Source organism: Chlorobium sp. N1, from assembly GCF_004332115.1.
GTDB lineage: Bacteria > Bacteroidota > Chlorobiia > Chlorobiales > Chlorobiaceae > Chlorobium.
In genome coordinates this window covers 30,083-48,547 of the sequence record NZ_SJPA01000010.1, presented here as the reverse complement: position 1 = coordinate 48,547, position 18,465 = coordinate 30,083, and the positions used below count along the sequence as shown (strand labels likewise).

The 18,465-nt window shown below is 62.8% G+C and carries 26 protein-coding genes and 1 pseudogene; 14 read left to right on the top strand and 13 right to left on the bottom strand.

Annotated elements, in window-relative coordinates:
• Positions 1–154: 154 nt before the first annotated feature.
• The 10 genes from E0L29_RS10415 to E0L29_RS10370 all read right to left on the bottom strand — a co-directional run bounded on the left by E0L29_RS10415 (position 155) and on the right by E0L29_RS10370 (position 7,845).
• Positions 155–583: a hypothetical protein gene (locus tag E0L29_RS10415; protein WP_131358687.1), complete on the bottom strand. Its 429-nt coding sequence runs from the start codon at positions 581–583 to the stop codon at positions 155–157.
• A 19-nt stretch (positions 584–602) separates the two neighbouring features.
• Entirely contained in the window at positions 603–1,151 is a 549-nt protein-coding gene (locus tag E0L29_RS10410) for a GNAT family N-acetyltransferase (RefSeq protein ID WP_131358685.1), read from the bottom strand.
• 62 nt (positions 1,152–1,213) lie between these two features.
• Positions 1,214–1,483 (bottom strand): Nif11-like leader peptide family natural product precursor, encoded by a 270-nt coding sequence (locus E0L29_RS10405; protein ID WP_131358683.1) that lies wholly within the window; start codon positions 1,481–1,483, stop codon positions 1,214–1,216.
• A gap of 283 nt (positions 1,484–1,766) precedes the next feature.
• Complete coding sequence (locus E0L29_RS10400) at positions 1,767–2,006, bottom strand: Nif11-like leader peptide family natural product precursor (protein WP_131358681.1); 240 nt, start codon at positions 2,004–2,006, stop codon at positions 1,767–1,769.
• Between the two features lie 510 nt (positions 2,007–2,516).
• Positions 2,517–3,113 (bottom strand): hypothetical protein, encoded by a 597-nt coding sequence (locus E0L29_RS10395; RefSeq protein WP_131358679.1) that lies wholly within the window; start codon positions 3,111–3,113, stop codon positions 2,517–2,519.
• A 175-nt stretch (positions 3,114–3,288) separates the two neighbouring features.
• Positions 3,289–3,567 carry a Nif11-like leader peptide family natural product precursor gene (locus E0L29_RS10390; RefSeq protein ID WP_131358675.1) on the bottom strand — a complete coding sequence of 93 codons (279 nt, stop codon included), beginning with the start codon at positions 3,565–3,567 and terminating at the stop codon, positions 3,289–3,291.
• Positions 3,568–3,651: 84 nt separating this feature from the next.
• Positions 3,652–4,320, bottom strand: a complete 669-nt coding sequence (locus E0L29_RS10385; RefSeq protein ID WP_165498888.1) for a flavodoxin domain-containing protein — start codon at positions 4,318–4,320, stop codon at positions 3,652–3,654.
• A gap of 405 nt (positions 4,321–4,725) precedes the next feature.
• On the bottom strand, positions 4,726–4,962 hold the full coding sequence (locus E0L29_RS10380; RefSeq protein WP_131358668.1) for a Nif11-like leader peptide family natural product precursor: 237 nt from the start codon (positions 4,960–4,962) through the stop codon (positions 4,726–4,728).
• A gap of 75 nt (positions 4,963–5,037) precedes the next feature.
• Positions 5,038–6,684 (bottom strand): PAS domain-containing sensor histidine kinase, encoded by a 1,647-nt coding sequence (locus E0L29_RS10375; RefSeq protein ID WP_131358665.1) that lies wholly within the window; start codon positions 6,682–6,684, stop codon positions 5,038–5,040.
• Between the two features lie 792 nt (positions 6,685–7,476).
• On the bottom strand, positions 7,477–7,845 hold the full coding sequence (locus E0L29_RS10370) for a hypothetical protein (protein ID WP_131358662.1): 369 nt from the start codon (positions 7,843–7,845) through the stop codon (positions 7,477–7,479).
• Positions 7,846–7,857: 12 nt separating this feature from the next.
• On the opposite strand from E0L29_RS10370, the gene E0L29_RS10365 reads away from it, so the two are divergent.
• Both E0L29_RS10365 and E0L29_RS10360 read left to right on the top strand, forming a co-directional pair.
• Positions 7,858–8,136: a hypothetical protein gene (locus tag E0L29_RS10365; protein WP_131358659.1), complete on the top strand. Its 279-nt coding sequence runs from the start codon at positions 7,858–7,860 to the stop codon at positions 8,134–8,136.
• A gap of 42 nt (positions 8,137–8,178) precedes the next feature.
• The gene (locus E0L29_RS10360) at positions 8,179–8,586 is read left to right on the top strand and encodes a DUF4143 domain-containing protein (RefSeq protein WP_131358656.1); all 408 of its coding nucleotides are present in this window, start codon (positions 8,179–8,181) and stop codon (positions 8,584–8,586) included.
• Here the strand turns inward: E0L29_RS10360 and thyX are convergent.
• The 3 genes and pseudogenes from thyX to E0L29_RS10340 form a co-directional block, all read right to left on the bottom strand.
• Positions 8,583–10,022, bottom strand: a complete 1,440-nt coding sequence (gene thyX, locus E0L29_RS11555; RefSeq protein WP_278248916.1) for an FAD-dependent thymidylate synthase — start codon at positions 10,020–10,022, stop codon at positions 8,583–8,585. The genes E0L29_RS10360 and thyX overlap by 4 nt on opposite strands.
• An 18-nt stretch (positions 10,023–10,040) precedes the next feature.
• Positions 10,041–10,289: pseudogene (locus tag E0L29_RS11705) on the bottom strand (FAD-dependent thymidylate synthase); the annotation flags it as partial.
• Between the two features lie 257 nt (positions 10,290–10,546).
• Complete coding sequence (locus tag E0L29_RS10340; protein WP_131358653.1) at positions 10,547–11,233, bottom strand: DUF642 domain-containing protein; 687 nt, start codon at positions 11,231–11,233, stop codon at positions 10,547–10,549.
• Between the two features lie 327 nt (positions 11,234–11,560).
• Between E0L29_RS10340 and E0L29_RS10335 the strand changes: the two genes are divergently transcribed.
• The 12 genes from E0L29_RS10335 to E0L29_RS10280 all read left to right on the top strand — a co-directional run bounded on the left by E0L29_RS10335 (position 11,561) and on the right by E0L29_RS10280 (position 18,464).
• On the top strand, positions 11,561–11,920 hold the full coding sequence (locus tag E0L29_RS10335; RefSeq protein WP_131358650.1) for a hypothetical protein: 360 nt from the start codon (positions 11,561–11,563) through the stop codon (positions 11,918–11,920).
• A gap of 46 nt (positions 11,921–11,966) precedes the next feature.
• On the top strand, positions 11,967–12,797 hold the full coding sequence (locus tag E0L29_RS10330) for a hypothetical protein (RefSeq protein WP_131358647.1): 831 nt from the start codon (positions 11,967–11,969) through the stop codon (positions 12,795–12,797).
• Positions 12,798–12,880: 83 nt separating this feature from the next.
• Complete coding sequence (locus tag E0L29_RS10325) at positions 12,881–14,011, top strand: P22 phage major capsid protein family protein (RefSeq protein ID WP_131358644.1); 1,131 nt, start codon at positions 12,881–12,883, stop codon at positions 14,009–14,011.
• A gap of 75 nt (positions 14,012–14,086) precedes the next feature.
• On the top strand, positions 14,087–14,503 hold the full coding sequence (locus E0L29_RS10320; protein WP_131358641.1) for a hypothetical protein: 417 nt from the start codon (positions 14,087–14,089) through the stop codon (positions 14,501–14,503).
• Positions 14,504–14,507: 4 nt separating this feature from the next.
• Positions 14,508–14,858: a hypothetical protein gene (locus E0L29_RS10315; protein WP_131358638.1), complete on the top strand. Its 351-nt coding sequence runs from the start codon at positions 14,508–14,510 to the stop codon at positions 14,856–14,858.
• Positions 14,855–15,064 (top strand): hypothetical protein, encoded by a 210-nt coding sequence (locus E0L29_RS10310; RefSeq protein WP_131358635.1) that lies wholly within the window; start codon positions 14,855–14,857, stop codon positions 15,062–15,064. The genes E0L29_RS10315 and E0L29_RS10310 overlap by 4 nt, the downstream gene beginning before the upstream one ends.
• 46 nt (positions 15,065–15,110) lie before the next feature.
• Positions 15,111–15,566: a hypothetical protein gene (locus E0L29_RS10305; protein WP_131358632.1), complete on the top strand. Its 456-nt coding sequence runs from the start codon at positions 15,111–15,113 to the stop codon at positions 15,564–15,566.
• 27 nt (positions 15,567–15,593) lie between these two features.
• The gene (locus E0L29_RS10300; protein ID WP_131358629.1) at positions 15,594–15,833 is read left to right on the top strand and encodes a hypothetical protein; all 240 of its coding nucleotides are present in this window, start codon (positions 15,594–15,596) and stop codon (positions 15,831–15,833) included.
• Positions 15,830–17,323 carry a BspA family leucine-rich repeat surface protein gene (locus E0L29_RS10295; RefSeq protein ID WP_131358626.1) on the top strand — a complete coding sequence of 498 codons (1,494 nt, stop codon included), beginning with the start codon at positions 15,830–15,832 and terminating at the stop codon, positions 17,321–17,323. The genes E0L29_RS10300 and E0L29_RS10295 overlap by 4 nt, the downstream gene beginning before the upstream one ends.
• A 39-nt stretch (positions 17,324–17,362) precedes the next feature.
• Positions 17,363–17,596 (top strand): hypothetical protein, encoded by a 234-nt coding sequence (locus E0L29_RS10290; RefSeq protein ID WP_131358623.1) that lies wholly within the window; start codon positions 17,363–17,365, stop codon positions 17,594–17,596.
• Positions 17,593–17,811 carry a hypothetical protein gene (locus tag E0L29_RS10285; RefSeq protein WP_131358621.1) on the top strand — a complete coding sequence of 73 codons (219 nt, stop codon included), beginning with the start codon at positions 17,593–17,595 and terminating at the stop codon, positions 17,809–17,811. Before E0L29_RS10290 ends, E0L29_RS10285 begins: the two co-directional genes overlap by 4 nt.
• A complete protein-coding gene (locus tag E0L29_RS10280; RefSeq protein ID WP_207387786.1) occupies positions 17,808–18,464 on the top strand; it encodes an N-acetylmuramoyl-L-alanine amidase in 657 nt (218 codons plus the stop codon). The genes E0L29_RS10285 and E0L29_RS10280 overlap by 4 nt, the downstream gene beginning before the upstream one ends.
• The last annotated feature ends 1 nt before the right edge of the window (position 18,465 follow it).

The following is an 18,465-nucleotide window of genomic DNA, read 5'->3' as shown; positions in this document are numbered from 1 at the left end:
CATGAATCGGCGGTTTCGAGGTGCAAGGTTTTTGGGGCTTTTTCAGGCTTTTCCTTGCACATAAGATACGAAAAATACCGCTTAATTCATTACCATAAAATGATTTAACTATTATTCAGCAGACCCTAAATAAGAACAAACAACAGACGGAAGTTCACGGCATCGATCGCAGATCAAGTTCTGACGAATGCAATGCATAGGTCTCGAAACAGCAGGGCAACAACCGCTTCTGAACAAAGTTCATCTGCTTTCGTGCCCTATGATGCGTATTGAATACCCCTTTCGGCCGCTCATGGGCGATATCGCTTGATGCGTGCCGCTGAAATGCTTCCGCAGCGACAATCGGCCCCAATCCGTTTGCCGTTCTGAGCAGTGGATCGACGTAGAGGCTGCGGTAACAGATTGCATCGCTGGCGACAGGCGAACGCTGAAGGCACATCCAGGCAACGACTCGGCCACTCTGGCGAATACCGACGCTCAATTCCGGAATCATAGCGTCGTCTTCGCCAAACGGCGACAGTCTCCGCGGAATGTCACCGGAATCGATCCGCTCCTGCAGTTTCAGGCGCTCCTCGCCCTGCATGCTGTCGAATGCAAAGAGCTCATAACCCGACGGTAGCGACGGAACTCTTTGCAGCCACCAGAGCGAACAATTCTTCCATGAACGGTTTCGGATTACTCCATCCACTGGAGGCGAGCAACCGCTCGAAGGGCTGGATCGACTCAAGTTTCGGGTTGTACTCCGTATGGATTGCGTGGTATCCGGCATCGCGGGATCCGCCTGTCAGGGTATCGAGCAGCCATCTCCCGATTCCTTTATGCTGCCACAAGAGATTGGTGAAGATTGAACGCAGCCGCAAGATCTTTCGGGTTCCTGCAGCCACTTCATCCCCGCCACGTATCTTCTCGGCCAGAACCAGCCCGACAGGTCGTCCATCAGTCCGGGCAACAAACGCCAGAGCGTCGCCTTCATCTCTCTGGCCGGCAACGGCCCTGTCAAGAAGATTCCGGCATGACTTGAACGTCAAGCATCCAACAATAGAAACATCTTCATGACGCAAGCGGTCGACAACGACGTCCGCCTCCGGCGAATACGGCGTTGCAAACATCTCCTCCCAGGAACCCGGAGCGTAGGCTCCCGCTTCAATCATTCCGTTTCCTTACCTGATTAAGGAAAATGCCTTGCCAAAACAACCCTCCTTCAAACTCATGATCAGCAAACCGAAAACGGCTTTATCGTTGTTTTCGCGAGATCAGTGAGTTCTTTGGATGTTGTGAAATACTCCCCGGCCGTCCCCCCGCACACATCCGGAGGAAGCATCTCTGCGCCGGCCTCGGCGATATCCTGCAGGGAGCAAGCATATCCTTCGCTCTGGATGCATGCGATCCTCCCATCTGCATCCTCGATGGCCATGACCTTCCGGCGGAACGCCTTGTCCGTCTTCATCCGTTCGATGAATGCTTTGGCCTGTTCTCTCGACATGAGGGTCTCCTTATCTTGATTGTAGCATCATCATCAAATAAACAACCCTGCGCCGCCCCTGGGGAACGCGCACGCCGCCGTTACCTGGCAGGGGGCCTCCCCGCAGTACGCCACCCGGTGGCGCCGCGGGCTCATGGGCGGCTTGGACGATCTGGTCTCGAAAATAGGCGGCTCGACCAGGTGCCGGGTTACCGCCGCTCAGGGATCCAATGCTCGACCTGACGAATCTGAAGCCCTGTACGAGGGAGGCTTGAGGTGCGGGCAGAGGAGCGGGATGATGGTCTTATAAATCATCCATGGTTAAGCTCCCGCACCAGCTGGGTAACGCCCCGGCCATTACCGAACCGGGATTGCCGCTGCCATCCTGAGCAACGTCATTTATCTCGTCCGCCGTGCACGAAAACCCTTCGCTGCGGATGCATGCGATCCTCTCTTCTGGATCCTCGATGGCCATGATCTTCCGGTGGAACGCGTCGTCCGTCTTCATCCGTTCGATGAACGCTTTGGCCTGTTCTCTCGACATGGGGGTCTCCCTGGTTTTTGGTTTGAACTATCCGGCTTTTAGTGCAGCATTACACCATAAAGATAAAAAAAACCAACAAGCGTTCATACATCCTTCCACAACCCTGCGCCGCCCCTCGAGGAGCGTGCCCGCCGCCGTTACCGCCGCTGGCTCATGGGCGGACCGGGCGAACGGGTAAGGGGCGGCACACCCAGGAACTGGGGCCAACTCCTCAGGTCCCTCCTCGTCGCCGGAGCCAGGGTACGACCTTGGTCCCGGAACGGTTTACGGCCGCTCAGGGATCGTATGGCCTGCCTGACGAATCTGCAGCCCGGTATGAGGGAGGCTAACGGTTCCCAAGTCCTGCATCTTTGGCCAATACGGTGTTGCAAGCAGCTCCTTCCAGAACAACCCCCGCGCAAACCTCCTGATCAGCAAACCGAATGCGGCGTGGTCGTTGTTTTCGCCAGATCACGGAGTGGATCAACCCAATACTGCGTTGTACATGAACGGCAGATTCCCAGGGGGCGGTCATTGGGTTTGCAGCCGTTGCCGGGGTTGCCGGTTCCGGCTCGCTTGCCGGTAGCCGTAACCCACAAACAGCAGGGAGAGCAGCTGCTGGATCAGCAGTATGTTCTTTCCCTGAAGGTACATGAGTGATGCCATGCTCGTATTCATCAGCATAAAGAACAGGTAGCCTTTGCGATCATGCTGCGTCATGAGGTAGCTCCCCATCAGAAAGCCGATCGTCACACCGATTTCCAGGCACTGGGACGCCGATACGATGCCTCCGTACTCCCGTATGCTTATGAGGCAGCCGAACAAAACGGCTAGATAGGTGAGGTATTTCACCCCTTGTTCAAGAGAGGGTGGTGCTTTGGGCGTGGAATATGCTTTATACAGTCCGAGCAGCATGGCCGGAATGCCGCTGGCTTCAATCGAGGCTGCTATCCAGTCGTTTTTGGCGATGAGCAAGAAAACCCAGGCCGGCACGCCGATCAGGTAGGCAAGCCATGCCAGGAGCGTAAGCTGGTTGTTCTTGATTTCATGCTCCGTCTCGGAGAGGGAAAAGAGGATTTTGTTGAAGAGGTACCATCCCCCTCCCCAGAGTTGCAGAAAAATGTCCACGGTTCTCGGTCGTTATGTATGTTGAGCCAACAACAAGCATCTGTCGTGTTCTATGGCGTGTGCGCCCGTCGCGCATTCTGGCCGTGTTAGAGGGGCGTTGGCTGAACAGATGCCGGAACAGATTCCGTTCATATGCGTCGTCCTGCGCGAGGAATCTGAGGGGGCGCTCAACGGGTTAATAGCAGCCGCAGCGCGCTTGGGCGTACTGGATGAAGTTCTTGCCTGAAAGACAGGTGCAGTTGTACGGTCCGTATGAGCTGGCTTCTCCGGCTCCCTGGACGCCGTCTGCGTCAATCGATACCAATTCGTTGATCTCCTCGGGTGTACATGCGTAGCCTTCATGCTGGATGCATGCCATCCTCTCTTCGGCGTCCTCGATGGCCATGACTTTCCGGTGGAACGCTTCGTCCCTCTTCATCCGTTCGATGAATGCTGTTGCCTGTTCTCGTGACATGGGGGTCTCCTTGTGGTTGGATGTGGTGAACGCCTGAGCGTTCGTAGTGTGCGATATTCGGACCTCACCTCCTGGCGGACTTCTCTAAAGAGGCGCCTCTTCGGCCCTCTGAGGGGAGGGCTTTCGGCTCAGCTCCATGCCGAACCGTTTGGCCGGGTCGGGGTTCCTGCGGTCCCAACCGCTCATCTCTTTGTGCAGGATCGAATGGTAAAACTCGCGCAGGGCGTTCACGTCCTCGTCGCTCAACTCTTCAATGGCCAAACGCCCGCCAAAGGCCCTGCTTATGGGCGGCTCGGCACGAAGGGGGGCGTGCATTGCCGAGAGATAGCGCCGGGCATGCGCCATGCCGGCCTCCGTGCCATTGACCGAGCCGCAGACGATGAAGGTGGCTGCGAGTTTTTCTTCGAGCCGTGCGTTCTCCGCCCCGAAAAATTCAAGCACCTTTTCATGGGCGCCCCCGATCCAAATGCCGGATCCGACAATAACGCGGTCGTACCGGTCGAGCACCGTTTCAGTCGAGACCTGCTCGATATCGACAAGGTCGGGCTTGCTTGCCATGCCCTCGCCGATCCATCCCGCCGTTTGCTTCGTCGCCCCGTATCGGGTGGCATAGAGTATCGCGGTCGAACGGCCGCTCTCCCGCCCGAAAGCCGCGGCCAAGTCAGCGCCGAACAAGAGCGCCGACAGGGCAAGCGTGGAATAGCGGGCCGTCCTCTTGAGGAACTCCCTTCTTGAGCAGGTATCGTTCTGCATCCGTACTGTTGTTGTGTTGTCGGTCGATAGCCGCCCAAAACGAAAGAGCCTCTCTCGGCGGCCGGAGGCAAATATACGCATCTTTGACGTTTTTTACACAATCGCGCGACGAAGGCGCGGAGGGAGGGGCGGCGGTACGGCCGAAGAAATCGAGGCCCTCTTCCGGGGGGCGGGTTGTTCGGCGGGTCTAGGGTGGGCTGGGGCGTTTCGGCTGTGTTGGAGCTCGAGCGGCAGCCGGGGCATCCCTGCTGCCGCGCCTTCTAGCATTCTGAGGCGCTTCGGCGAGGGGCGAGCAGTCCCGCTGCCCGCTCAGCCTCCGTAGGCACCCGATTCCATGGTGGGATGCGAGGGTGGCCTGCAGTGCTGAGGATGGCCGTGTTCGCGGTTTTCTGAAGCAGATGCCATTCATATGCGTCCGTTACAGAAGAAATCCGAGGGGCATAAATGGGTTACTCTTATCCCTGCCGCAAGCTCTATATGGTTGTTTGCGGCCTCATTGATCTCCTCCAGCGTGCACAGGAAGCCTTCGCTATGGATGCATGCGATCCTCTCTTCTGCATCCTCGATGGCCATCACCTTCTTCTGGAACGCTTCGTCGCTCTTCATCCTTTCGATGAACGCTTTTGCCTGTTCTCGTGACATGGGTCCTCCTTGGTCTCTATGGTTTGTGTCGTCGCGATATGTTGCGCTGCGACAGGTGACATACGGTAAACAACATCAAAACCCTGTCGCATCCTGAGCGGTGCGGGGGGCGGCGGAGGGCGGGAGTTCCGACGGCGGCGACGCTTCAGGAGGGGGCGTCTGGGGCAGGCGGAGCGTGAAGGTCGCGCCTTCGGCGAGGGTGCTTGTCACCTCGATCGTTCCGCCGTGGAGCTCGACGAGCTGCCGGACGATGGCGAGCCCCAGTCCCGTTCCCTCGTGGCTGCCGGCCGAGCGGCTGGAACGGTAGAAGCGTTCGAAGATCTTCTCCAGCTCCTCTTCCGCAATCCCTATGCCGGTATCGGCGACCCTCACTATGGTCTGCCGGCCGCTCTCCTGGAGCTCGATCGTGACGCGTCCCCTTTTCGGGGTGTATTTGAGGGCGTTCTGCAGGAGGTTCAGGAGGACCTGCTTGAAGGCGCCATTGTCGAAGGCGACGGGCGGGGCGGGCTCGGGGATCGTGGCGCTGAGGGCGATCCCGCTCTCGCGGGCGCTCCGCTGCAGGAGCCTCAGCGTCTCCCTGACGAGCGGCGCGGGATCGAGCCGCTCGGGCCGGTAGCGGTCCGTGCCGGCGTCGATCCTCGAAATGGTCAGGATGTCCTCGATGAGGATCGAGAGCCGGGTGCTTTCGGTGTGGATGATCTCGAGGAACTCCCTGCGGGTCTCGTTCTCGATCGTCTCGTTGCCTTTCAAAAGGGTGCTTGCGAAGCCCTGGATCGAGAAGAGCGGGGTGCGCAGCTCGTGCGAGATCGTCGAGATGAAGTCGTTCTTCAGCTGGAGGTTCTCCTTGAACTGGGCCTCCTGGCGCTTGCTTGCGCTGATGTCGCGCATGACGCTCATGAGGCACCGCCTGCCCTGGTAGCCGATCCGGGAGCTCTTGACGCTGACCGGGATCGTCCGGCCGTCGGGTGCGAGGAGCCGGGCCTCGGCGACCTCCAGCTCCCCCCGGGCATGGAGGGCGAACTCCTCGAGGATCCGCTCGCGCTCCTCCGGCGGGTGGAGCTCCTCGACCCTCATCTTCCGCAGCGCTGTGGTGCTCCTGCCCGTCGCCGTTTCGGCCAGGGTGTTGCACTCCATGATCCTTCTGGTTTCGATGTCGGCGATGAAGACGATGTCGGTGAGTCCCCCGTAGAGGGCGGCCAGTTCGCCCGTCTTTTCCAGGAGGGAGGCTTCGAGTGTTTTTTTGTCGGTGATGTCGAAGATCGCTCCGAGGTAGGAGAGCACGGCGCCCTCGCTGTTTCGGACCGCCTTCGCCCTCGAGAGCAGCCAGCGCGGGGCGCCGTTGGGTCGATGGACGCGGTACTCCAGGGAGATGTCCCGTTCTTCGGCGGTGGCCTCCTTGATGGCGCGGCAGGTCGCCTCCCGGTCTTCGGCCCAGATCGTGCTTTCCCAGAGTTCGTAGGAGGGGGTGGCGCAGCGGAAGCCGAGGCCGTAGAGTTCCCAGAGCTCGTCCGACCAGGTGTTGCGGCCACTTTCGAGGTTCCACTCCCAGATGCCGGCGCGGGCGGCCTTGAGGGCGAAGGCGTTCCTGGCGTCCCGTTTACGGAGCGCGGCTTCGAGCCGGTCGCATTCCGAGCGGAGGTGGGCGTTCTCCCTTTGGAGCTGCTCCTTGGAGGGTTCCGGGGCCGGGGCGGCGGGGTCTGTTCGGTCGGGGTGCGGCCTCATGGGTTCGGGGGCGTGGGGTTGGGATGGTGCTGCGGTCCGCTTCGGCGGCGTTGTTTGGGGTAATCTACGTAATCTTTGCCTGAAAATCCATGGTTGCGGCGGGAGGTTGTCGACGTCAGGGGCGAGGGGAGTGAGCGGCTTTTGGGGGGGGCTTCGGAGGGGCTGCACATTCAGGCATTATCAGATGCGGCGCCCGGGGTCTCCTCTTTCCGGGCGTTTCGCCTTTCCCCTCACCCGATAGCTCCCCAACCCCCTCCCCCCAAAAAACCTGTCGGAGCTGCCACCCGATGCCATACTGCGGGGAGCCGCTCTTTACTGGCCCCTTGCGTTATGAAACCGGCGGATGTGCAGGTTCCTGCGCCTGATGCTGTCCGTGGATGGCTGCAGGCTTGCGGTGGTTGAGAGCCTCTAGCCACAGGAGGTTGAACCCTCCTTCGGTTCTGCCGATGAAGCGTTTCTGGTTGGTATGGCCGGTACGCTTGGGTTCTTCCTGCAGCTGCTACATCTCCTTGATCGCTTTTTTCAGTTTCCACCGTGTATCGGCGAAGATGAAGCGCTCGTCGTTCACGGCGCGGCGATCGATGACCCCGGTTCCCCCCAAGATCGCCACTCCTGCTGAAGAACGGCTCCGGCGCGGGTATGCGCCCGAGCCGTGCGCGGCCCGAACCTTCCGCGCTCCGACCGAAACTGTCGCATCGCTTGCGGCTGCACCCTCCAGGCCCGCAGAACCCCAAGAGCGGGCCTTCTAGGCGTCAGCTGGCAAGCCGTGCTCCCTGCAGGCCGAACCTCCGCTTAATAGGCGCCCAGCCTCCGTGTCCTCGCCTTCGGGACCTCGCTAACGCTCCGGGGTGCGGCGCTGCGTGCCTTGCTCCGTCCACCCTTCCGCTGCCGCTCGGCCCTGCGGCTGCGGTACTCGGCACGGTGGCCTTCGAGTCCGGGGCCCGCAAACGCCGCATCTCCGGGGCCGAGTCCCTCGGGGGAGAAGCCGTTCTGGTTCCCGCAAGGCAGTTCTGGCGCGCACACCACCGGGCAGTTCGAAGAGGCGGCCGGGCACCGGGGGATCAGGAAGCGCTGCATCTGCAGCACGTAATGGGGGTGGTGGTGGCCGGGAGGGTTTTGGGCAACCGTGCGCATCGAACGATAGCGAGCCGTTCTGAACATCAGATGGCGTCCATGACTCGAATTACCGTGAACGCGGCCGACCTGGGGAGCGTCACCCGGAGGATCCGGCAGACGGAGTTTCAGGGGACCACCTCCATGCCGCTGCCCGACGAGGCCGCCATCGTCCGCATCATTGGCGAGGTGCAGGGCGAGAAGGTCATCGAGCGCGCAAACGAACCGCGCCGGGGGTTCGAGCCGGAACCCATCGACATGAGCGAATACGCGGGCATGTCGGAAGATGAACTCTGGAATGCGCTCATGGAGAAGGCCCGGCGGAAGTTCGGGCGGTGACGTGTGATTGCGATGAAATAGTTGTACTATAAATCGCCGAAGGTGTATGTCGCAGACAGCGGTATTCTTCACAGTCTCCTGAAGATCGGCAATCGGGACGATCTTCTCGCCCACCCGAAATGCGGCGCCTCGTGGGAGGGGTTCATGGTGCAGGAGCTTCTCCGGAGGACCGGAGCCGGGCGGGGCGAGGCTTTTTTCTGGGGCCTGCATGCAGGGGCGGAACTGGACCTCTTGATCGTAAAAAACGGCCGGCGGATTGGTTTCGAGATCAAGCTTACCCGCTCACCGAAGGTTACTGCTTCGATGCGCTCGGCCCAGAGGACGCTCGAGCTCGACCGCCTCTTCGTCATCTGCCATGCCGAAGGCCTGCCGTGGGCTATGGCCGAGGGGATAGAGGCCGTGCCCGCAACGCTGCTTGCCTCGCCGGAATGGCAGCCGCTGGAGCCTTAGCCGGCGGGTTGCCTCCACCCCATTGCCGCCGCCGTCACCGGGAACTGCTCCATGAAGATCTTGCGCACCGCATCTGCGATGTCGCGGTGCTCCTTCTGGGTCGAAGGGTCGGTGCGCACCTCGAGGTAGTGGATCCAGCTCCGCACCGACCCCTTCATGTAGAGTTTCGTTCGGGTGGCGAGCGGCAGGAGCGCCCGTGCGCACTCCTTGGCGATTCCCTTCTCGAGCGCCTCCTCGTAGAGCGCCATGCTGTCCGCAGCCATCTTCTCCTGCGCCCGGTCGAACCACGCCACCGTTTCAGGGGGAAGGTCGTCGAGGGAGTTCTGGCGGTTCTTCACGTCCTGGCGGCGCGGTTCGTAGCGCTCGATTGCCTGCGCCTGCGCATATCTTTGGCTGTTGTGGGTTACGATGCCGTTGGCTACATAGTTGTGGGACGGGTGGTCGACTTCCATATCGAAGGTCATCATTTCTCCGACATATTCCACTGACCTGACGTTGCTCCAGCGGATGGTCAGCGTGTTGCCCCTTCCTTTCTCCCGCCACTGCTTCGCATGGCCGGCAATGCGGTGGACTTCGTCATGGCATTTGGCGCAAAGCACTTCGATGTTGCTTTTCTCCCTGGCCAGATCGGGCCTTTCGGCTACCGTTTTGACGTGATGGAGTTCGAGGCGCTCATGGCTTCCGCATCTTGCACAGGCATAGGCTGCCGCTTTGAGGAATTCCGAACGGTTGGCGCAGCACCAGTCCGCGATGGCCAGTCGTTCCGTTCGATCCACGCCGCCTCTCCATAGGTTGGAGGCCGGTCCGCGTCGGGCAGAACGCCGCATTTTTTCGATGGTTTCCATGCTATGGCGCCCCCTGGTCCAGCGTATTCCTTTGTTCCAGATCGGGGTGTAAGAGGCAACCTCTTTTTTTGTGAACTGGAGCTTGTTGATCTTGAGCCACTTCCGGACGGTGTGTGTCGTCACGCCGGCGGCATCGGCAATGCCCTGCAGTCCGGTTCCTTCATGTATGGCCGTTTTTTTCTCTTCGCGCAGCCAGTCCGGGTCCTGATGGGCGGGGACGCCGTTGCAGGCAAACGCAGCTTCGGTGTTCGTCCATGTGGCGGAGTTGCCGATCAGGCAGAGTCCCAGTGCGTCCTCCATGGACTCAAACCCTTTTGCTGTAAGGAACCTGTGCTCCTTGGTTGCCGTAATGGTTTTTCCGTTTTCAAGGGTGAGGCGGAATACAGGTTTCGTGCCGGTTTTGACTACCTCTTTGATCGGTGCTGTGACGAACGTCCGGGTTGGTTCGTCGAACACTCGTACGCATCCCGGCATGTTCAAGCCTTTTTCCTGCAGCGTATACAGGTGTTCAATCGTACGCCGGTATGCGGCCCTTTTGCCTGTTCTTCTTCCGCTGGGAAGTTCAAGAGTGATTTCGGTGTCGCCCGTGATGCAGAATTCCTGGAAGCAGAACGATTTATGCCGGAGGATCTGTGGTGAAATGGCCCGCGAGGTGACGATCTCGACCGTCATGTCGGCCATCTCGAAGATGCTCCAGTGGCGGTTGCGGATGCAGTAGGCGAGCAGCTTCTCGTAGTCGGCGCTCTCCTGGTGCGGGCTCGATACCCTCGCGCAGTAGGCGATGAGTCCTTCCGGGGTGGTGTTCTGTCCTTCGAGGGCGATCAGGGGGGTGGTGACCGAAATGAGGCGTACCTGCATGGCGGGAACGGGTTTCGTGTTATGGAGGCTTGGGGAAATATAGGCAAACGGGGCGCAACCGGGGCAACGGCCCCCTGTTTTTTATCGCGGGCCGGGCCTGTCGGGTCGGCGCAACACGACGCTCCGCTTGCCATGGGGCGCGGTGGGATGGGGGCCTTTTTCGGGCGTGTCGATGAGCATCGGCCGGCAGGGGGCGGGGCGAAAGGCGCTGCGACGTCGTAGGCGGTTTGTGCCGTCCGGTTCGTGCGCCGGTGGGGTCATGCGGCTTCTCTCAGCCGGCGTTTTCTTGTCGCAACAAGTGCGGCGCCGCCGAGGCCGATGAGGACGAGGGAGGCGGGTTCGGGGACAGGGGAGGCGTAGAGCTGTATGTCGTCGAGGACGACGCCGGCGGAGCCTGATGTGCTGAGGCTTGTGAACGTCAGCGTCGTCAGCTCGGAATCCGCAACGAAGGTCGTGGTGTAGACGCTGAAGCGCATGTCGTCCGTTGCGTTTGCTGCGCCGGGTCCGGTTACGGTGACCGTGCTCAGCTCGCTGTCGCCTGTGGCGGTGGCACTCATGCTAGGGATATTGCCGGCCCATGGGTTGTCGGAATAGGCGAAGCTGAAGGTGTACTCCTCTCCGATGACGGTCGCGATCTCCTGGCTGATGGCGCCGGGTGAGGCGCCGTCGATGTCGAGGGCGTCCGTCCCGTTGTATCCGTATTCGATGATATCCACCGATCCCGTTGTGATCGTCCAGCCGGTAAGTTGGGTCGAGCCCGCGTAGTAATTCGCAGAGTAGTCATAGGGATGGAGGCTGAAACTGCCGTTCACGACGAGGTTCGTCACCTCGGCACGAGCATCCGTCGCGCAGGGGAGACTCAGGAGGGCAAGGGCGATGCGCCTGAGGGCCCGTGTCAAAAGAGAGGGGCTCATGGTGTGTCCGATGCCGGGAGTACGCGCCATGTCGGGGCTGGGGGACGACTCATGGTTTTTGGGGCAACTACAGGGTTCGTGTAAAATAGCGCAATGTCCCAAAACGAACAAGTTTCGGGGCGTTTCACAGAGGAGCCGATGGCCTTGCGCCGCTGCCTGAAGGCCGTGTCGGAGGGTTGGTGGCGACGTGTTCTGGCGTCCCGTCCTGCATGGCGGCGAAAAAAAATAAAAAAAAATAAAAACATGCAACCCGTTGTTCTGTAAGGGGTTATTGGTTCTCTTGGCGGGCGCTGTCCGGAATGCGGAATTTAGATCGCCCGGTCCCCCCCTATGTTGGTCGCAACAAGAATGCCGCCTATGAAGCTGAACCGGATGCAGATCGATGTGATCCTCAAGGGCATCGCCGGAGGGCTGGACAGGGAGGATGCCTGCCGCAAGGCCGGCATCGACAGGGCGAGCCTCTCCGAGTGGCTTCGCTGCGGTGCGGAGGATGCAGGGAGCGGGCGTCGTTCGCTGAACCGGGAGCTGTTCGAGCGGATCGCCGAGGCCGAGGTCGAATGCGAGGCGTGGCACCTGCGCAATATCAGCAGCGCCGCCGACCGGGACTGGAAGGCGAGCGCCTGGTTTCTGGAGCGGACGCGCCGCGAACGGTACGCGCGCCGCAGCCTGCCGCCGGAAATGGATGAAGAGGGCGACGAATTGACCGTCATCGGATGAGTTCCGTCGGCGGAACGTAAGCAACCACTAAACAGGGAGGGAGAATATGCGAGTATGGACGAATCCGTTATCGAGGGCTCTCATGCCGCTGCAGCTGATGCTCGATGGCCAGGGAGGCGGCGGCGCAGAGGGAGAGGAGCGGGAGGGCGCCGACGCACCCGGCTCCGCCGGTGAGGCGGCCGGCGGCGAGGCCGGGCCGCGTCATGAGGGCGCCCCGGAAGGGGCGGGCGGCCAGGAGGCACCGGCGGGCGAAAGCGGCGGAAAGAGCTATACGCAGGAGGATCTGGACGTGATCGTCGCGCGCAAGCTGGCGCCCTACGCCGGCATCGACGTGCAGGAGTACCGGGCGCTGAAGGAGGCTCGGGCGAAGCAGGAGCGCGAGGCGCTGGAGAAGAGGGGGGATTTCGACAAGATCCTGGCGCAGACGATGAAGGAGAAGGACGAGGTGATCGAACAGAAGGATCAGGAGATCGAGGATCTCGGCAGGCAGCTCACCCGTATCCGGGTGGACAATACGCTGCTCGAGGCCGCATCGGCACAGAACGCGATCAATCCCCGCCAGATCGTCCAGCTTCTCAAGGGCAACGTGCACTACGACCGGAAGACGGATACGGTGGAGGTGCGCGAAAACGGGGCTCCGCTCTACCGGAGCGGCAAGCCGGTCGCCGTGGCGCAGTACGTAGGGGAGTTCCTCTCCGCCAACGCGCACTTCATGCCGGCCGGGCCGTCGGGGAGCGGAGCTTCGGGCGGTGCCGGCGGTGCTGCGCCGGGGTCGGTCTATAAGCTCAGCGCCCAGGATGCGAAGGATCCTGCCAAGTACCGCACGGCGCGCGAGCAGGCCGAGAAGGCCGGCCAGACGGTCGTGATCGATCGGTGAGGCCGGGTGGGCGTTCCAGGGCGGGGGCGCGGTGTGCGGTGTGGAGCTACAACAACCATAAACCATAAGGAGCAACGAAGCGCATGGCCAACAATCTCAATCTGTACGATCCGCTGTTTTATGCCCAGGAGGGGCTGATCCAGCTGGAGAACGCGCTCGGCATGGCCGCGCGCGTGCATCGCGGGTACGACAAGGAGCCGCAGCAGAAGGGCAGCACCATCAAGATCAGCAAGCCGGGTACGTTCCAGGCGCAGGATGCGCCGTCGGTGGATCAGGATCTGCTGCCGGGCGATACCGAGATCCGGCTGGACCGGTGGCGGGAGGTGAAGTTCTCGATCTCGGACAAGGAGCTGAACTATACGGGCGAGAAGATCATCCAGGACCATATCCGTCCGGCGGCCTATGCGCTGGCCAACGATATCGACGTGGCCCTCAACGGGCTTTCGAAGTCGGTGCCGTGGTTCTACAATGCGGCCGAGACGACCGAGGTGAAGGATTTGACGCGGGTGCACCAGATCCTGTTCGACAACCGGGCGCCGATGAACGACGGGCTGCTCCATCTGGAGGTGGGCGGGGAGCTGCAGGCGGGGTTCCTGGAGCTGTTCGCCAATGCGAACTTCGCCGGGACGTCGAGCCAGGGGGTGCAGAAGACGGGCTATATCGGCGATCGGTTCGGCATGGAGATCTTCGGCAACCAGAACGTCGGCACCCACCTGAAGGGGACGGCGAGCACGGGGACGATGGCGGTGAACGGCGCTGCGGCGAAGGGGGCCGTGCTGCTGAGCATGGATGCGACGGCCGTGACCGGTACGCTGGTGCCGGGCGACAGCTTCAGCATCGAGGGCGATGCGCAGCGCTACGTGGTGGCCAATACGGTGACGGCGTCCGGCAATGCGTTCTCGGGGGTGATGATCTTCCCTCCGCTGGCACAGGCGGCTGCCGATAATGCGGTGGTGAGGGTGGATTTGACGAGCCATGTGGAGAACATCGCCTTCCACCGCAATGCGTTCGCACTCGGCATGGCGCCGCTTTCTGAGCTGGGCAATGCGTTCGGGGCGAAGGTGGAGAGCGTCTTCGACGCCAAGAGCGGTCTTGCGCTGCGCTCCAGGATGTGGTACGACGGGGACAACTCGAGGGTGAAGGTGGCGCTCGATGTGCTGTACGGGGTGAAGTGCCTGGACGGGAACCTTGCCTGCAAGCTGCGCAAGGTGTAGGTGGCCAATGGACTCGTGCGCTGGGCGGGCGGCCGGTTCGGCTTCCCGCCTGTCGTGCGGCAACTGTGAACGATCATGGCTTTTTCGACCGACGACGATCTGCGCTCGATGCTGCCGGCGATCTTCAACTACGGCGTCACGAGTTTCGAGGAGTACCACGCGCCGGCGGAGAAGGAGGTTGCGCGCGACGTCCGCCGGCTCTGGATCCCGCGACAGTACCGGGTGTCGTTCAGCGAGTTCGACCGGTTCCGGCTGGAGGCGGCGCAGTGGAGTCGGGCGGCCTGCTGCCGGGTGCTGGGGTGGCATGCGCTGGCGCGCCTTGCGACCGAAACCGATACGGAGGGGTTCGTTGCGATGATTGCGACCTACAGGGCGGAGTACCAGGCGGAGCTCGAGGCGGTGATCGCCGACGGGGTGTGGTACGACACCGGCGACGGGCTGGAGTGGATCGAGTCGGTGCAGAAGGCCGAGACAAGCCGGATCTGGAGGTAGCCGGGTGGCGCTCAAGAGCACCGCATACCTGCCGGCGGTCTACCATACCGGGATCCTGCGCGGCGATACGTTCCGGGAGCGGTTCAGTTTCAGGGTGGGCGGGGAGCCGCTGCTTCTTGCGGGCGCAGGGGTGCGGGTCCAGCTGCGCCGGCGCGCCGGCACGCTGGTGGGGAGCTTCGAGGTGGGGGCGGGCATCGAGATCGAGGGGGAGGCGCTCGTCTGGACGATCGAGAGCGGCGCGACGGCGGGGTATCTGCCGGGCGAGTACCAGTACGATATCGAAATCACCACCGGCACGACGGTGAGGACCTATCTCTCGGGGACCTTCACGGTAGAGAAGGATGTCACGGCATGAGCGATCCGGTCAGTGTTTCGGGTTCGGCTGCCATCGAGGTGACGGTGGCGTCGGTGGGCCCGCAGGGTCCGCCGGGGGCGGATGGCGCGGGCGTGCCGCCGGGCGGCGCAAAGGGCCAGGTGCTCGTGAAGAGCGGGGAGGGTGATGGCGAGGCGGTATGGGCGGACCCGCCGCCGCCGCTCGAAATCGACGGCGGGACGTTTTAGGCGTGTGCAGGGTCTCTAACAAGCAACCTGAAAGGAGTGATCAAGCATGGCAACCATCAGAATCAAGCGGGGCCTGAAGGCCAGCCTTCCCTCGAGCGGCATGGTGGCCGGCGAGCCGTTGGTGACGACCGACCGCGGCACCTTGCATGTGGCGACGGCGGCGGACGAGAAACTCCCGGTGGTGCCGGCGCTCGAGGACCTGCAGGCGCTGGCTTCGATCGAGGGGGAGAGCGATCTCATCATGCTGCACGATGCCAGCGAGGAGGCGGGCCAGAAGGAGAAGAAGATCACCTTCGCCGATTTCAAGAACGCGCTGAACATCCCGGAGGCCTCCACCGACGAGATGGTTGCCCTCGCTCCGGGCGGTACGTCGGGCTACCTCTTCGGCAGCGACGGCACAAACGGCGTGGTGGCGATGGGCGAGGGGCTCAGCTGGGCGCTGAACGCCGAGGGCACCCAGGCCGTGCTGTCGATCGGTACGATCGACGGCGGGACGTTCTAGGAACCCACGAAACCCGAACAATCAACAATGGCAAAGCCCATTCTCCTGAAGAAGTCCACCATCCCCGGCAGGGTGCCCGGGACGGAGGATCTAGAGGTCGGAGAACTTGCGCTCAATACCGCCGACCGGCTGCTCTTCTCCCGCCACTCCGACGGCACCGTCTTCACTGTCGGGGTGACGGCCTCGGCCGTCGAGGCGGCGCTGGGCTACATGCCCGCCGACGGTGCCGCCATCGGCCAGATCGCCGCCCTCCTGGAGGCGATATGAGCATCGCCTCTGAACTGGAGCGGATCGTCGGCGCCAAGGAGGCGATCCGGCTGGCCATCGTCGAAAAAGGGGTGCCGGTCGACGGCTCCGAGCCCCTGGAGGAGTATGCCGCGTATGTCGGGGAGCTTTCGGGGTACGGGGCGTGGGTGCGTCCGGCGGACTGGCTCCCGCTCGAGGCGCTCGGGGAGGGGGACGAGGGGCTCGTGGGGCTCGTGGCGGTGTTCGACTCGGAGGGGGAGGCGCTCTCGCTCTCGGCTTCGGGCGCCTACCGGGTCGAGTGGGGCGACGGGGTCGTCGAGGAGTACGCCGCCGGCGCCCGGGCCGATCATTTGTATGACTACGCGTCGCTTCCGGGTACGGAGTGCTCGCGGGGGTACCGCCAGGCGGTGGTGCGCCTCTCGGCGCAGGCGCCAGGTGCGCTCACCTCGCTCGACCTGCAAGAGCGCCCGGCGATCTTTCCCGGCGCCGATGCCGGCTCGCGCTGGCTCGATATCGAGGTCGCCGGCGGCTCGCTCTCGGCCCTTGCCGTCGGCGGTTCGACGGTGCGCACCTCGATGCTCGAGCGCTGCCGCTGCGCGAAGTGCGCCGTGACGGATCTCGGCGGGCTCTTCTCCCGCTGCGACGCGCTCGCTGTCGTGCCGTTCTTCGACGCCTCCGCGGCGACGGGCATGGAGGGGATGTTCTCCGGGTGCTCGTCGTTGCTGGAGGCGTCGCTTGTGGGCAGCAGGTCGGTGTCGACCGTGGCGTCGATGTTTTACGATTGCACGGCGCTGCAGCGGGCGCCGTCGTTCGACACCTCCGCCGTGACGGATATGAGCTCTATGTTCTACGGGTGCCGCTCGCTTCGCAGGGTGCCGCTCTTCGATACCGCTGCGGTGACGAGCGTGGAGTCGATGTTCGAGGGGTGCGGCGCCCTGCAGGAGCTGCCGCTCCTGCAGACGGGCTCGGTGACCGACATGGGCCGGATGCTGCGCGACTGCTGTTCGCTCCTCTATGTGCCGCCGTTCGATACGGCCTCGGTGGTGGGGATGCGGGAGATGTTCTACGGGTGCCGCTCGCTCCTCAGCGTGCCGCCCTTCGAGACGGGGTCGGTGACCGACATGAGCTACATGTTCGGCCGGTGCTCGTCGTTGCAGCGGGTGCCGTTGTTCGACACCGCGTCGGTGACGAACATGACGGCGGCGTTCAGCTATGCGTACGCCCTCGCGGAGCTCCCCGCGCTCGAGGCGGGGAGCGTGACGGCCTTCGGGCCGGCGATCTTCACCCCCGGCGCGTTCCAGGGGTGCGCTTCACTGCGCCGTTTCGGGCTGCAGGGGGTTGGGGCGACGTTCAGCGTCGCCGGCTGCGGGCTGGGGCCGGTGGCGCTCGACGAGCTCTACATGTCGCTGGCCGTGGTGAGCTCCAGGACCGTGACGGTCACCGGCAACTGGGGGACCGGCGGCGACCATCCGGAGATCGCGACGGCGAAGGGGTGGACGGTGACGGGGTAAAGGGTATCGAGAGAACACTGAGAAGAGGGGGAAAGTAGTATGGCATTCTACAAAAACGACGGGGGGGCGCTGCTCGAGGCGCCGAACTTCGTGCTCAACCGGGCCTACGAGCTGCGGGCGGAGAGCCATCTGGAGCAGGAGTATCCGGTGGACGGGTGGTGGTGGTTCGAGAGCGCCGGGGAGGCCTGCGGGTTTTTCGGGGTGCCGGTGCCGGCCCCGGCACCCGAAGAGGGTGGAGAGGCTGAAGCGGGTGAAGAGGGGGTGCGGCCATGACGCCGAGCTGGGTCGAGCATGTCGACCTGGTGCAGGCCATCCTGGTGGGGTGCATCGGGCTGATCTCGTGGTTCACGGCGCGGACCCTGAAGCTCGTCGATCGGAACCAGACGGAGCTGTTCGAGCGCATCACCCACCTGGAGCGGGAGTTCTACCGGCTGCAGGGGGAGCATGAGGCCAACCGGTTTTTCCGCATAACAAACCATCAGTCATGATCGATATGGAAACGAAACAGAAGAGGGCGCTCTCTGTGCTGCTCGACAACGGTCACGGCTCCGATACGCCGGGCAAGCGCTCGCCGGAGTGGGGGGACATGGAGCAGCTCTTCGAGTGGGAGTTCAACCGCGCGATTACAAAGCGCGTGGCGGCCGGGCTCGAGCGGCTCGGCATCGAGTGCGAACTCGTGGTGCCGGAGGAGGAGGACATCTCCATCACGGAGCGGATCGTGCGCGTGAACACGAGGGCGAGGAGGGCCTCCTCGGACGGCCGTGCTGCCATCCTTGTCTCGGTGCACGCCAACGCCTCGCCCGATCCGCTTCGGCCCGGCAGAGGCTGGGAGTGCTGGACCTCGCGGGGCCATACGAAGTCCGACGAACTGGCCGAGATGCTGTACCGGGAGGCGGCGCGCTATCTCTGGGGGTTCCTGCGCCGGAAGGACAGGCGCGACGGGGACAGCGACAAGGAGACGAACGCGTTCTCGCTGCTTTCCAGGACGATCTGCCCGGCGGTGCTGACCGAGAATCTGTTCATGGATAATCCCGAGGAGTGCCGGTTCCTGCTCGGCGAGAGCGGGAGGGAGGCCGTCGCGCGGCTCCATCTGCAGGCCATCGTCGAATACAACCGCCGCTTCGGCATCAACCACATCTGAG

Coding starts and splice junctions, on each gene's coding strand:
- E0L29_RS10415 (WP_131358687.1), bottom strand. CDS start 583: ATGCAGGGCGAGGAGCGCCTGAAACTGCAGGAGCGGATCGATTCCGGT.
- E0L29_RS10410 (WP_131358685.1), bottom strand. CDS start 1,151: ATGATTGAAGCGGGAGCCTACGCTCCGGGTTCCTGGGAGGAGATGTTT.
- E0L29_RS10405 (WP_131358683.1), bottom strand. CDS start 1,483: ATGTCGAGAGAACAGGCCAAAGCATTCATCGAACGGATGAAGACGGAC.
- E0L29_RS10400 (WP_131358681.1), bottom strand. CDS start 2,006: ATGTCGAGAGAACAGGCCAAAGCGTTCATCGAACGGATGAAGACGGAC.
- E0L29_RS10390 (WP_131358675.1), bottom strand. CDS start 3,567: ATGTCACGAGAACAGGCAACAGCATTCATCGAACGGATGAAGAGGGAC.
- E0L29_RS10385 (WP_165498888.1), bottom strand. CDS start 4,320: ATGCAGAACGATACCTGCTCAAGAAGGGAGTTCCTCAAGAGGACGGCC.
- E0L29_RS10380 (WP_131358668.1), bottom strand. CDS start 4,962: ATGTCACGAGAACAGGCAAAAGCGTTCATCGAAAGGATGAAGAGCGAC.
- E0L29_RS10375 (WP_131358665.1), bottom strand. CDS start 6,684: ATGAGGCCGCACCCCGACCGAACAGACCCCGCCGCCCCGGCCCCGGAA.
- E0L29_RS10370 (WP_131358662.1), bottom strand. CDS start 7,845: ATGTTCAGAACGGCTCGCTATCGTTCGATGCGCACGGTTGCCCAAAAC.
- E0L29_RS10365 (WP_131358659.1), top strand. CDS start 7,858: ATGACTCGAATTACCGTGAACGCGGCCGACCTGGGGAGCGTCACCCGG.
- E0L29_RS10340 (WP_131358653.1), bottom strand. CDS start 11,233: ATGGCGCGTACTCCCGGCATCGGACACACCATGAGCCCCTCTCTTTTG.
- E0L29_RS10335 (WP_131358650.1), top strand. CDS start 11,561: ATGAAGCTGAACCGGATGCAGATCGATGTGATCCTCAAGGGCATCGCC.
- E0L29_RS10330 (WP_131358647.1), top strand. CDS start 11,967: ATGCGAGTATGGACGAATCCGTTATCGAGGGCTCTCATGCCGCTGCAG.
- E0L29_RS10325 (WP_131358644.1), top strand. CDS start 12,881: ATGGCCAACAATCTCAATCTGTACGATCCGCTGTTTTATGCCCAGGAG.
- E0L29_RS10320 (WP_131358641.1), top strand. CDS start 14,087: ATGGCTTTTTCGACCGACGACGATCTGCGCTCGATGCTGCCGGCGATC.
- E0L29_RS10310 (WP_131358635.1), top strand. CDS start 14,855: ATGAGCGATCCGGTCAGTGTTTCGGGTTCGGCTGCCATCGAGGTGACG.
- E0L29_RS10305 (WP_131358632.1), top strand. CDS start 15,111: ATGGCAACCATCAGAATCAAGCGGGGCCTGAAGGCCAGCCTTCCCTCG.
- E0L29_RS10300 (WP_131358629.1), top strand. CDS start 15,594: ATGGCAAAGCCCATTCTCCTGAAGAAGTCCACCATCCCCGGCAGGGTG.
- E0L29_RS10295 (WP_131358626.1), top strand. CDS start 15,830: ATGAGCATCGCCTCTGAACTGGAGCGGATCGTCGGCGCCAAGGAGGCG.
- E0L29_RS10290 (WP_131358623.1), top strand. CDS start 17,363: ATGGCATTCTACAAAAACGACGGGGGGGCGCTGCTCGAGGCGCCGAAC.
- E0L29_RS10285 (WP_131358621.1), top strand. CDS start 17,593: ATGACGCCGAGCTGGGTCGAGCATGTCGACCTGGTGCAGGCCATCCTG.
- E0L29_RS10280 (WP_207387786.1), top strand. CDS start 17,808: ATGATCGATATGGAAACGAAACAGAAGAGGGCGCTCTCTGTGCTGCTC.